Annotated in this window: 11 protein-coding genes; 5 read left to right on the top strand and 6 right to left on the bottom strand. The window is 42.3% G+C overall.

What is annotated here, in order from left to right:
* Positions 1 to 654, bottom strand: a 654-nt coding sequence (locus LD39_RS02705; protein ID WP_197061380.1) for an alanine:cation symporter family protein, incomplete at its 3' end; no start/stop codon positions are given.
* A 149-nt stretch (positions 655 to 803) separates the two neighbouring features.
* On the opposite strand from LD39_RS02705, the gene LD39_RS02700 reads away from it, so the two are divergent.
* From LD39_RS02700 to LD39_RS02680, 5 genes are all read left to right on the top strand, one after another.
* Complete coding sequence (locus tag LD39_RS02700; protein ID WP_035542626.1) at positions 804 to 1,400, top strand: flavin reductase family protein; 597 nt, start codon at positions 804 to 806, stop codon at positions 1,398 to 1,400.
* A gap of 152 nt (positions 1,401 to 1,552) precedes the next feature.
* The gene (locus tag LD39_RS02695) at positions 1,553 to 1,930 is read left to right on the top strand and encodes a GntR family transcriptional regulator (protein WP_035542625.1); all 378 of its coding nucleotides are present in this window, start codon (positions 1,553 to 1,555) and stop codon (positions 1,928 to 1,930) included.
* Positions 1,923 to 2,822 (top strand): ABC transporter ATP-binding protein, encoded by a 900-nt coding sequence (locus LD39_RS02690; RefSeq protein WP_035542623.1) that lies wholly within the window; start codon positions 1,923 to 1,925, stop codon positions 2,820 to 2,822. The genes LD39_RS02695 and LD39_RS02690 overlap by 8 nt, the downstream gene beginning before the upstream one ends.
* On the top strand, positions 2,797 to 4,782 hold the full coding sequence (locus LD39_RS02685; RefSeq protein WP_035542622.1) for a DUF6449 domain-containing protein: 1,986 nt from the start codon (positions 2,797 to 2,799) through the stop codon (positions 4,780 to 4,782). Before LD39_RS02690 ends, LD39_RS02685 begins: the two co-directional genes overlap by 26 nt.
* A 13-nt stretch (positions 4,783 to 4,795) precedes the next feature.
* Complete coding sequence (locus LD39_RS02680) at positions 4,796 to 5,323, top strand: RNA polymerase sigma factor (protein ID WP_035542621.1); 528 nt, start codon at positions 4,796 to 4,798, stop codon at positions 5,321 to 5,323.
* A 47-nt stretch (positions 5,324 to 5,370) separates the two neighbouring features.
* Here the strand turns inward: LD39_RS02680 and LD39_RS02675 are convergent, their stop codons facing one another.
* The 5 genes from LD39_RS02675 to chrA all read right to left on the bottom strand — a co-directional run bounded on the left by LD39_RS02675 (position 5,371) and on the right by chrA (position 12,774).
* On the bottom strand, positions 5,371 to 6,306 hold the full coding sequence (locus LD39_RS02675) for a nucleoside hydrolase (RefSeq protein ID WP_052158700.1): 936 nt from the start codon (positions 6,304 to 6,306) through the stop codon (positions 5,371 to 5,373).
* A gap of 126 nt (positions 6,307 to 6,432) precedes the next feature.
* Positions 6,433 to 6,915, bottom strand: a complete 483-nt coding sequence (locus LD39_RS02670; RefSeq protein ID WP_035542616.1) for a PCYCGC motif-containing (lipo)protein — start codon at positions 6,913 to 6,915, stop codon at positions 6,433 to 6,435.
* Positions 6,916 to 7,009: 94 nt separating this feature from the next.
* A complete protein-coding gene (locus tag LD39_RS02665; protein ID WP_035542614.1) occupies positions 7,010 to 8,644 on the bottom strand; it encodes a thiamine pyrophosphate-binding protein in 1,635 nt (544 codons plus the stop codon).
* A gap of 5 nt (positions 8,645 to 8,649) precedes the next feature.
* Positions 8,650 to 11,466, bottom strand: coding sequence for an EAL domain-containing protein (locus LD39_RS02660; protein ID WP_035542612.1), 2,817 nt, complete (start codon positions 11,464 to 11,466; stop codon positions 8,650 to 8,652).
* A gap of 129 nt (positions 11,467 to 11,595) precedes the next feature.
* Positions 11,596 to 12,774: a chromate efflux transporter gene (gene chrA / locus LD39_RS02655; protein ID WP_035542611.1), complete on the bottom strand. Its 1,179-nt coding sequence runs from the start codon at positions 12,772 to 12,774 to the stop codon at positions 11,596 to 11,598.
* Positions 12,775 to 12,918 lie beyond the last annotated feature (144 nt).

The raw sequence follows: 12,918 nt of genomic DNA, 5'->3' as shown, positions 1-12,918 counted from the left end.
CGGAACCAATTTATCGGTAACCTTGGCAATTCGTTTAATTCCACCGAATACCACAAGAGCAATGGCTGCACATATGACGGCCCCTGTAATATAAACGGGCCATCCGAATGCCCCTTCTGTCTGGGTGGCGATCGAATTCGATTGGACCATCGTGCTTGGAATCAACTCAAGCATCAGGAAGAATGCAAACGCGCTGGATAACCATTTCCAGCCGAGAGCTTTTTTTATGTAGTACTGTGGGCCCCCGACCCAGACATTCTTCTTATTGGTTTCCCGGTATTTCATTCCTAAGAGAACCTCAGAATATTTTGTGGCCATCCCGATTAAAGCGACTACCCACATCCAAAATAAAGCACCTGGACCGCCGAGTGAAATCGCAATCGGTACACCTACGATGTTGGTTGCACCGGCCGTAGAGGCTAAGGCAGATGTGAAAGCTTGAAAGGGGGTGATCGTTCCTTTGTCTTTTGTCTTTTTGAAAATTTGCCCGATGGTTTGGTGGAGGACATGCCCGAAGAATCGGAATTGGAAGAATTTAATTCGAATCGTCAGAAAGATGCCGCCAATAATCAAAATGATTGATAATGGATACGTCCACAAAAAGTCGGATACCGTGGCGATGCCATTTTCGATTGCACTCCATACTTGTCCCAATAAAAGGACCTCCTTCTATTAATATTAATTTTATCCCATATATTCCCTAAAAAGGCTTGGTTAAACAACTGATGGTAAGCAAAGGTTGTGAGGAATAGAAACTAATCAAGTATGATAAAGACAAATGAAGTCATAGGAGGAGATTCTGTTTGATCATTAGTAAAAATCAATTTAGTGAGCATAACATGAGCAAGTTGATTAAAGGTGCCGTTGTACCAAGGCCGATCGCCTGGGTATCCTCCGTAAGTGCCTCAGGGGTCCGAAACTTGGCTCCCTTCAGTTTTTTCACAGTCGCTTCTATGGACCCGATTACCCTCTGTTTTTCTGTAGGGAGTCTGGATCGGGAAAAAGATACGTTAGCGAACGTAAAAGAAAAAAAGCAATTCGTCGTCAATATCGTATCTGAGTCCCTTGCCAACCAAATGCATGAAAGCAGTAAAGCCTATTCTCCAGAAGAAGATGAATTTACCATTGCAGGAACCCGGGTAGATGATGCGGAATTCGTCCATGTACCAAAAGTGGCCGAAGCGCCTGTAAGTATGGAATGTGAACTGGACCGGGTCATTGAATTGGGATCAAACAGTCTCATCTTAGGGAAGGTTATCGGTTACCATATTAAGAATGAGATTTATATGGAGAAAGATAAAGTAAATCCGCATAAGCTTAAGCCGGTCGGCAGGATGGCTGGCGACTACAGTTATATTCGGGAATTTTATTCATTACCTAACGAAGGTTTACCAAAGTAAAAGCGCCCTTTAAGGGGGCTTTTTTTATGTGGTTTTTTCAAAAACCTTGAAAAAGTGCTTTCCAAATGGAATTAGATTAGCTATACTACTAACTGTACTATGAATGTTAATACAGTTAATACAGTATAGATAAACAGGGTGGGGGTGTGTACATGATCGAACTCGACGTCAGAAGTCGAAAACCCATTTATGAACAATTGGTGGAAAAGTTAAAGCAGTTGATCATTCATGAAGTATTAAAAGAGGATGAAAAGCTTCCATCCGTAAGAGATCTGGCGCAGCAACTTACAATTAACCCGAACACAATCCAGAAAGCGTACAGGGAACTAGAATCACAAGGATACATTTATTCTGTGAAAGGCAAAGGAAGTTTTGTTCATCCAGTCCAGCAATCCAAAAATGCCGAGGAGTTGAAAAAAGTGCGGGAAGAGTTGAGGAAGTTATTTGCAGAGGCTATCTATTTAGGAATGACTTCGGAAGAAATACAGGCGCTTCTCCATGAAGTACAAGGAGGGGAACAAAATGATTGAAGTAAGAGGAGTCGATAAAAGTTATGAGAAAGAGCGAATCCTCAAAGATGTAAGTTTTACTGTCGGTAAAGGCTCTATCTATGGACTGTTGGGCTCGAACGGGGCAGGGAAAACGACATTAATGAGGATCATTGCAGGGATCTTAAAGCAAAACTCCGGCCGTGTCTGCGTCTTAAAGGAGGACGTTTTCGAGAATTCTGTGATTAAACAACGTATGGTTTTCCTACCGGATGCTCTCTACTTTTTACCCCAATACACAGTAAAGCAGATGGCTGACTTTTACCGCGGCATGTATGAGAATTGGAACGAAGAACGGTATGAAAAATTGAAGGAGTTGTTCAACCTTAATGAAAATAAAAAGGTCAGTCAGTTTTCAAAGGGGATGCAAAGACAAGTAGCCCTCTGGCTGTCTATGTCTGTTATGCCTGACGTTCTCGTTTTAGATGAACCGTTCGATGGATTAGATGCAGTCATACGAAAAAAAGTGAAAAATTTAATCTTTCAAGATGTTGCAAGCAGAGAAATGACGGTTTTGATCTCTTCACACAACTTAAGAGAAGTAGAGGATATTTGTGATCACGTCGGTATTTTACATAATGGTGAACTCCTGCTGGAACGGGATCTTGATGATTTAAAAGAGGATATCCACAAAGTGCAGGTCGCTTTTAAAGATGAAAACGAACACATCCTGGAAAGTGATTTGAATATTGTTTATCAAGAACGTCGTGGAAGCGTACTGCTTTTGATCGTAAAAGGGAATGAAAATGAAATCAGTCGTACAATAAATCGTTTCAACCCCATCGTCTATGACCGGCTGTCTTTAACTTTAGAAGAAATTTTCATTTATGAAATGGGAGGTGCCGGATATGCCATTGAAAACATCCTCGTTTAAAAAAGAATTGTTTAAGCAGGATTTCCGAAATGTGGGTTGGATCAGCATCGTGTACTTGGTCGGCATTTTCTTTACCGTCCCATTACAGTTGATGATGGCGCTAAATGCTGAGTACGGAGTAGAACCAAGCAATGCTGGATTGTTCTCTACGACATTCTCTTTTGAAATCCAGGCTTTCTTTTTGTTGATTATGCCGGTGTTAATGGCCGTATTTCTTTATCGTTACCTTCATGTGAAAGAGGCTTCTGATTTTATTCACAGCTTACCCGTACGCAGAGAAAAACTATTCAACTATCATTTAATCTCGGGATTGATATTACTGCTGATCCCGATCATCGTAAATAGTTTGATTCTCTTGCTGTCTCATTTATTTGCCGATGTCTCGGAGTTTTATACGTATGGAGATTTAGCGTACTGGACGCTGCTGATGGTTATTATCACTATACTGACCTTTATGTCAGGAGTATTTATCGGCACATTGACTGGCTTGTCCGCTGTTCAGGGCATCTTTACGTATATCCTTTTGCTATTTCCGGCAGGGATTGTATTATTGGTTTCCTACCACATCCACTTTTATGTGAATGGATTCTCAGGGAATCTGATTATGGATAGTGCATTAGAACGATTTTCGCCTATCGTTAATGTGCTGGAATATTATCCTTTAGGAAGCCAAGAAGAATTCCTTCCAGTAGATTACTTGGATCTGGGGATTTATCTCTTCATAAGTATTGGCTTTTATTTTTCGGCTCGAATCATTTATAAAAAACGACAACTCGAATCTGCTTCTTCCGCGATCGCACTGCCCTCACTAAAGCCGGTACTCAAATACGGGATGACGTTCTGCTTTGCTTTATCGGGTGGACTATATTTCAGTGAGTTGCAAAATTCCTACCCTTGGATAATGGTAGGTTACGTCATCGGAGCGGTTTTTGGTTATCTCTTAGCAGCGATGCTTATTGAAAAAACGTGGAGGGTCTATTCCTGGAGCCATGTCAAAGATTTAGTCATTTACGGAATAACAGCGGGGATTCTAATGACGTTGCTGCCATTGCTTTGGCAAAGCTATGAATCTTATATCCCTGACGAGTCTAACGTTGAGTACGCGTTTCTTGGGAATGGTTATCATCAGTATGAAGATAATTTATTACAAGACGATCCTTCTCTAATAAGAAGCGAAAAAGGGATTGAAACCGTTCGTCATTTTCATGAAGAGCTAATTGAAAAAGATGAACCTTTGAATCGAGGCGACCGCTATTATTTTATCGCCTACAAACTGAAAAGCGGGGAAGAAGTCTACCGTTATTATGAGATTGACGAATCCGCGTTTAGTGATGAGTTGGCGCAAATATCGGAAACGGAAGAATATAAGGAAATTCATTATCCTGCTGTTAAAATCAGCCCAGAGAAGGTTCAGAAAATATCATTGCAGCCGATCGGACCGGATTCTTCTCCTATCAGCCTTTTAGATCCTGAAAGAATTGAGGCTTTTCTAGAAAGTTATCAGCAAGACATCTATAAGTTAAGCTATGAAGAAATGGTTTCTCCTCAAGGGTTAAGGACACAAGCTGATCTAGTCGTGGAAGGGGAAGACAGTCAATTTCTATCACTTTATCCATCGTACAAACAGACGATGCAGTGGTTGAAGGAAGAAGAACTCTATGATCAAGTGATGATCCAGGCCGACGATATCAATCGTGTAGAAATTCTGCCTTGGAGAGAATCAGAAGGTCTCCCGGCGCCTGTTGCCTTTGATCAAAGAAAGGCACGAGGAGAAGAAGCATGGACAGTTAAGGAAGAAGAGAAGTTATCACTAGCGATTACTGGGACCCAGGATCAAGATGAAGGAGAATACTTGGTTGCCGTTTATTATGATAGTAATGCCAATTATTTTGATGTATTGAGCTTTACAAAAGAAGAGGCCCCTGGGTTCATTACGGACCACTTTATGGGAAACCAATGAAGGAGAGCAGATGATGAGTGTCGACTTTACTGATCTATATAACAAGTACTATCGTCGTGTCTACTTTGCAGCTCTCAAAATAATTAAAGATCCAGATGCGGCAGAAGATGTCCTTCAGGAAACATTTATAAAGGCGTATGAAAAATTAGGAGATGTGAATGAAGGATGGAAAATTGGCTCGTGGCTGTCAACGATTGCATCAAGGAAAGCTATCGACTTTTTACGGAGAGATAAGCGGTTAGTCATGATGCCGGTGGATGAACTGCCCGGACTTCAAACCACATCCCCACTTGCTAAATCCGAGGTAGAAGAAGAATATGACCGTATTTATTTTGAGGATCGGATGAAGAAAAAGGTAAGTACCCTGCCTCCTAAATTGCGAGTGGTTTTCCAACTGAGTGCTTATCATCATATGAATGAGAAAGAGATCGCCTGCAAACTTGATTTGACGAATTCAGCAGTCAAGTCACGTTTACATCGTGCACGTCAATCGTTGAAAAGAAAAATGAAGGAAGTGAAAGATCAGGATAACACGGCTTAAAGCGAAAAAAGGGTTTCACAAAATTGTGGAGCCCTTTTTTTGAATGCTTAATGATAAAACCTTGCCGCTGAAAGAATCGTCACAAAGTCTTGCTGAAACTTCTCAAAATTGAAATCAAGCACCATCTTATTCACAGGATAGTTCGGAACCTTTTCAGGTACAGGGCGGAAGTCTGCGAAAGTCATTCCTTTCGCAGGACCTGAAGCAATGACGAAAACTTGACGGCTGATCAGCTGATAGTCTTCTTTGTTTGTAAGATACGAAAGTAACGTTACATCGTGTAACGGGGCACCGTTTATACCAGGGATGATTTCTTTATATTTGTTGCTGTAATAATCCATAACAGTTTTCAGAATAGGAGAAAAAGGTGTATGGGATTGGGTGGAGAGGGAGTAGATCAAAGAGTTCGATATAATAGCGCGATTGCTGACATTGAGAGGGATGAAGGTCAAATTTGTCCCATGCTTGGCAACAACTTTGGCTGCTTTAGCATCTCCGTAAATGTTCGCTTCAGCCAGGGGGGTCCAATTGCCAGGGACGAAGAAAGCGCCGCCCATAATGATGATATCTTTCACTTTATCAATGAGACTTCGGGATTGAATAAAAGCCACGGCGAGTGAGGTCAGTCTGGACAAATTCACAATGGTAAGGTCGGATCCATGTAATTCAATCAATTGATAGATTTTGTGAAATGGATGAAGGGGAGGAGAAGGCGTACCAGTTGTGTCCACACCGCCAATCCCCTTGTACCCATGAATGTCGTAAAACAGTTTCGGTGCAGACCCTGAGAGGGGCACTTCAGACCCTCTTATAATTGGAATGTCACCTCTTCCGGCCAGGTTAAGAAGGTAACTCGTGTTTCTTATGGCCACTGGTTGACTCACATTTCCGTAATCACAAACAATACCAACAATATCCAGTTCAGGGTGGAGGAGCGCATATATAATCGCGAAGGCATCATCGACCCCGGGATCTGTAATCATTAGGATTTTTTTCAGACAATCACTTCCTAATTTTTACTTTACAGTATTCTACTTAGGTTGCTGGCTAATTATGAGAACTAACATGTACCATACAAAAAAACTGTCTCGCTCTGAGACAGTTTTTTGTTAAATTTCTGGAGTTGGAGTTGGTTCAGCATAGTCTTCTTCATAGGTCTGATCGATGTCGTTTCGAATTTGCTTGATAGATTTGCCATCCTGGTGATCAACAATGGATTGAGCAGCGATTTCTAAACAAACGCCACATTTCGTTGCGTGATCATCCCAAACGATGGAGCCGTCCTGTTTATTTTCGTGAATGAAGCAGTCATAGTTGCTGCGATGACCTACGCTATCTCCGCATCCACAATAACAAGGAATGTTTTCTAAGAGATCTTTATTTTGTGAAGCAGCAGTATAAAGCATCTGCATGTCTTCATTTTTATCATCGAGAAAAGCTGGCAGCGTGTCTGTATCCTGTGTCTCTTCACGCAGATCTCCATTTACGTGTTCAATATGAGATTCTTCGGCTTCCTCGCTATTGTCTGATGAACAACCGGTCAGAAAACTTCCGAGTATCAAACCGATAATGAAAAATCCTTTCCATTTCATAACAAGCACCCTCTTTTAGAATATCTAAATCTATCATAAAGAGGGTGGACTACAGAATCAATCCTTATTCAGAAGATTGCTTGTTTAGACACATTTATTTGCCGAAAGATGATAAGAACTTCACGCGATCTCCCATTGGGGGGACATTGTCATCGACAAGAGACACTTCTAATACCGCAGGCCCGTTTGTTGATTGTAATTGTTCAAGTGTTTCAGCATTTAAATCCTCCAGTGTCTCCACACGTGCACTTGGAACCCCCAGCGAAGCGGCCATTTGAGAAATGTCGACAGGTTCCTGGCCAAAGCGGGCATGGGCACGTTTATATTGCAAGGCATGTCCATGATGAACCATTCCTAATCTAGCGTTGTTCATGACAACGAAAAGCACGGGGATCTGATATTCCTTAGCTGTCAGTATTTCCATGCCGTGCATGAAGAAGCACCCATCTCCGGTAAGGCTGACGACCGGTCTTCCGGGGTCTGCAAGTTTAGCGCCAATTGCGCTGCCAATACCGCTTCCCATCGCTCCGAAGTGGACATTGATGTCAAAAGAATCATCGCTAATCACATTCATGTGGTGGATGACATAAGCCATAAATTCTCCAATATCAATGGTATATCTAGTGGAGGAAGGCAGCTTATCCTGTAAAGACATCAAAACATTATGCGTATTGTACTCTTCTGACCATTCTTTCGGTGGACGTTCATTTAATAGATGGTTCTGACGTGACCAGCCAAGGCTGTTCAGCCTAGTGATTAAAGATGATACTGTAACGGATATATCTCCATGTATTGCAAGGTCCACGGGATATTTACGATTGAAAACAGATGCATCAAAATCGACTTGGATCGTGTACTGATCCTTGTTGATATTTGGGTTGTAGTTATTCGTAGCTGTTTCACCAAGGCTCGATCCTAAAATGATCACAGCTTCTGTTTTTTGATCATTGATCAGCTCTGAAGCTGTTTCGTGGCCTGCGAACCCAAAAATTCCTTCCAATAAAGGATGATTGTCTGGGATCAGTCCTTTTGCTTGGGGAGAAGTGACGATTGGCCAGTTCAAGGTTTCAGCGAGTTCAATAACGTCCTCTACAGATCCTCGAATACCCTGACCTACGAAAATGTAACCATTATTGGTCGAAGTTAATTGTTGGATCGCTTCGTTAATGAGTCCATCTTCTGGCAGCAGCGGTGTACGGGCTGGAAAGGCAGGAATCGGTGAAGGCGCTACGTCTGTAAGCTGTACATCAATCGGCATAGCGATGTGAACAGGGCCTGGCACTCCGGTCAGAGCAATTTCAACAGCTTTATGGATTTCCGGCAGCAAGTCGTCGGCGTTATCTACACGCTTGCTATATTTCGTTACGGATTGATAAAGAGGATCAGCATGGAGTTCTTGTGATGCATTAAGACCCACCGTGTTCACAGGGACAGCTCCAGTTAAGAATAAGACAGGAAGGTGCTCGCGCATAGCATTGGCTGCTCCTGTGATGAGATTTGTACCCCCGGGACCGCTGCTGCCAATACAAACGCCGAGGGATTGAGAATACTTGGCATAAGCAGCAGCCATGTATGAAGCCGCTCCTTCATGTTTTGTAATGATTGGTGTGATGGAGGGTGTATCATAAAGCTCATCGAAAAACGCGTTAACTGATCCAGCAGGTATTCCAAAAATATACGATACGTTACCTGATTCAAGATAATCCAAGACAGCACGAACTGATTTCATTTCTTTTACCCCTTTTTATTTGATATTTTTCCATACCTCTGAAGGAATTGCTCTGGTTCGATAGGCCGGCTGAAGTAAAACCCTTGGATGAGATAACAGCCGTTTTGTTCTAAAAATTCCACTTGTTTTTTTGTTTCTACGCCCTCAGCAATGACATCAAGCTGCAAACTACTGGCGAGTGTAATGATCGTGTTGGTAATCGCTGCGTTGTTGGCGTTGATTGTAATGTCATCGATAAATGTTTTGTCTATTTTCAATGTATCGACAGGGAAATCTTTCAGGTATCCGAGAGAAGAAAACCCCGTACCGAAATCATCGATCGATATTTTAACGCCCAATTTCTTTAAAGCTTGTATCATTGAAAGTGTTTTTTCAGTATTGTGGATGATCAGGTTTTCTGTCAGCTCTAATTCCAGGTTTTCAGGAGGAAGTTCCGTTTCTTCCAAGATGCTTCTGATGATATGAGTTAAGTCATCTTGTTTAAATTGCTGCGGGGATAAATTAGCGGAAATCACCAGATCCGTCAAACCTTCGTCATACCATTGCTTCATTTGTCTACAAGACTGTTCCAGCACCCATTCTCCCAGCTTCGTGATGAGGCCGGTTTCCTCCGCAAGGGGAATGAATCTTGTAGGCGAAAGCAAGCCGAGAGTAGGGTGGTTCCATCGAATGAGAGCTTCAGCCCCAATGACTTTATGATTACGAACATCAATTTTAGGTTGATAGTAAAGCGTGAACTCATTTCCTTGATCTAATGCTTTGTACAGGTCATTTTCCAGGCGAATCACTTCAATTGAACGGTTTTCAATATCTGGTGTATAAACTTGATATTGATTCCCTGTCAATTCTTTGGCTTTGTACATGGCGACATCTGCATGCTTAACTAACGTTTCCGCGGTTACCCCATTGTCCGGGTAAAGGCTGATTCCGATGCTTGTTTTAATCGAAATCTCATGATCGTGTATCATAAAGGGAACGGCAAATTTGTCTAGAATCTGCCTCGCACAGAAGGTGGCTTCTTCCTCTCCATCTACGCTGGGGAGAAGGATAATGAATTCGTCGCCCCCCTGTCTTGAAACGGTTGCTTCCTTCGGGATAACCGATTCTAAACGATGGGCAACTTCTTTGAGGACAGAATCCCCGAATCCATGTCCGAACGTATCATTAATTTTCTTGAAACGATCCAGGTCGAGAAATAAAATAGCCAATGCTCGATTGTGAATTTCTGAATAAGTTAAGGCTTGGACTAAGCGGTCCTGAAAGAGTACGCGATTAGGGATATTGGTGATGCTATCGTAATACGCGTGGTATCTGATCTTTTCCTCCATTTGTTTCCGGGAAGTGACATCTTTGAAAGTGACAACGTAACCGACCGTTTTATTCTCCTGTCTTTGAGGGGTGATCACGTATTCGACCGGGAAGAGATCTCCATTCTTTCGGGTGAAGAATTCATCCGTTTGCTCACGGTTTTTCTTGCTCTTTTCGTATGCTGCAAAATCGTAGGGCTGTTCGCCGCTTAACAGCTCGGACTTCACAATTGTATAGAAAGATAAACCGATGACTTCCTTTTCATAGTCATACCCTAGTAAATTGGTTGCTGAAGGGTTAGAAAAAGTGATATGCCCATCTAGGTCCATTCCGAATATGCCTTCTCCAGCCGAATTCAAAATTAATTCTTTTTCCTGACTAATCTGTTGGAGTTCAGTAAATGCTCCTTTTAGTTCCATGTTTTTCTGACGCAATTCAGATGTCCGTTGTTGAATGATCAATTCTTGCTTTTCCATATAAATCAAATTGGAGATAACAGGTGCGGTAGCATCAACGATCGATTCTGCTAATTGCATAGCCGACCGTGAAAAAGCATTTCCTTTTTCTTTTAGATTCACGACGGTGATGGTTCCAAGTACTTCACCCATAGCTACAAAAGGAATCATATACATTGCCTGGACACCGAACCCTCTACAGGCATCGTGGTTGACGCGGTCATCCTCATAAACATCAGGTATCATAATTGCTTTCTTCGTTTCAATAACTTCTTTGAATAGCTGGTCTTTTGTGTGATCTACTTTCAATTGATAATGAGTCTCTATCCAAGCTTCTTCCGTCCAGTCGCTATCTTTACTCAGACTCGCTGGCCTGATCTGACGCTCTGCAAAAGGATCTACGAAGTGTGCCCCAATGTTCGGGTTTTTCAGTACTTTACCTAAGTAATAGAAACAGCGATCCAAAGCTTCCTGTAACGACGAGCACAGGGAAAGATCGCGTGTCACGTTCAATAACAGTTGTTTTTCTTCGATTAATGCTTGTTTCCTAGTCAGGTTATTGGCGTTTCGAATGGCAACAGCCGCCATATTAACGTAGGCTTCAACGGATTCTATTTCCAATTGAGTAAGGTTCATTGGAATACCGTAATCAAATAAATAAACGAGACCATAAAGTTCTTGCTCGTAGAAGATAGGGGAGACGAGCAGCGAGTTGATTTTAAAGGCTTCAACCGCTCTGCTGTCAGGTCGGTCATCCTTGGAAGTATCAGGAATATATATAGAGGAGCGTGTATCAATGACTTCTTTCATTAAGAGATCATGTCTAGGGTCAACAACATGCATATCCAACGTCATTCCATTAATGACTTCCGGTTTCCCCACATACCCTCTGAACGTTCCATCTTCCTGGGGCAAATAAATCCCGACGGAATCACAACGCATGATTTCTTCTGATATGGCTGTTACAACTTGTTGTAGGACTTCGCGTAAATCAAGCTTTGTGTTGATCAGCTTTGTGATTTCTGCAAGGCGAGAATATCTGCTTTGTTCTTCAGCCATGGTAAAACCCCCATAGATTTCATATTTTGATAAAATTCGACTTATGTATCGATTTTCCTGCTTTTATTACGTGTTTTTTCTTTTAAAAAGACAGAAATGGCACAAAAGGATTGCTTTTGTGCCAAATTTCTACAAATAACTTAAAGCTGTTCCACAAGCGACACCGATCAGCACGATGGCCCAAGCGGGTATTTTAAAAAAGTGAAGCAAGGCAAATAAAATGGCTGCCAGCGCAAAGTCAGCTCCGTCGAGGATGGAACTAACAATCACAGGATCATAAAAAGCTGCAAGGAGGATTCCTACCACACTGGCATTTACTCCTGTCAATATTCCTTGAAAAGCCGGTCGTTTTCTAAGCTCATTCAAGAATGGAAGGGCAGCGATCAAGAATAGGAAAGAGGGAAGGAAAATCCCTGCTGTAGCTACAACGGCGCCGATGACTCCTTCGATCATTGTTCCGAGATAACTGGAAAATGTGAATAAAGGACCCGGCACAGCCTGAGCCATTCCATACCCTGCCAAAAATTCATTTGCTGTGAGCCATCTAGTCGGAACTACTTCACGCTCAAGCATAGGGAGGACGACGTGTCCACCACCGAATACAAGAGACCCGACTCGGAAAAATGTATCGAATAATTGAACCAATATATGATCGGTATTTCTTGCAATAACCGGCAATGTAACTAATAAAGCAATTAATACCGAAAGAGAAGCGATTCCAGCTTTCTTAGAAAAAGTCACAGGGAAAGGTTGAATCTTGGACTCGGCTAAACTGGAAAACATTTTTAGCCCGAGAAGCCCTGCGGCAACAATCACTATGATTTGCATCCAGGCAGAAGGGTACAAGAGCAGGATTAACGCTGACACCATAGCTATTGCAATTCGTGGGCGATCGGGAGTCAATTTCTTACCTAGACCGATCAATGCATGCAAGACGACAGCTGCGGCCACAACTTTAAGGCTATGGATGAACGGGGCATCTCCGATATCGTAGGTTTGGTACATTAGAGCAAAGAGAATAAGGACTAGGATGGAGGGGACGGTAAAACCGATCCAGGAGATGATCCCCCCCAGCAATCCCCCTCGAAGCATCCCGATGGCAATTCCGACTTGACTGCTGGCAGGTCCGGGTAGAAACTGACATAAGGCAATAATATCAGCGTACGTTTTATCATCCAGCCATTTTTTTCTATCGATGTATTCTTCTTTAAAATAAGCAAGGTGAGCCACTGGTCCACCGAATGAAGTGAATCCTAGTTTAGTAGAAGCTTTGAAAATTTCTAAAAGTGATCCCTTTGGCTTGTTCATTTATGTTTCCCCCAATCATCTTCTAAGACTTCCTGGGCAAGCTCTCTGACTTGTTGCTTGCCTTCTTCTAGGACTTGGCGTCCTTTGTCTGTAATTGTGTAATACTTACGGATTTTCCCCTGAACCGTCTCTTCATATTTATCG

The organism is Halobacillus sp. BBL2006, assembly GCF_000786645.1.
GTDB lineage: Bacteria > Bacillota > Bacilli > Bacillales > Halobacillaceae > Halobacillus.
Note: the sequence above shows the minus strand (reverse complement) of the source record. Positions and strands in the feature narration are given on the sequence as shown.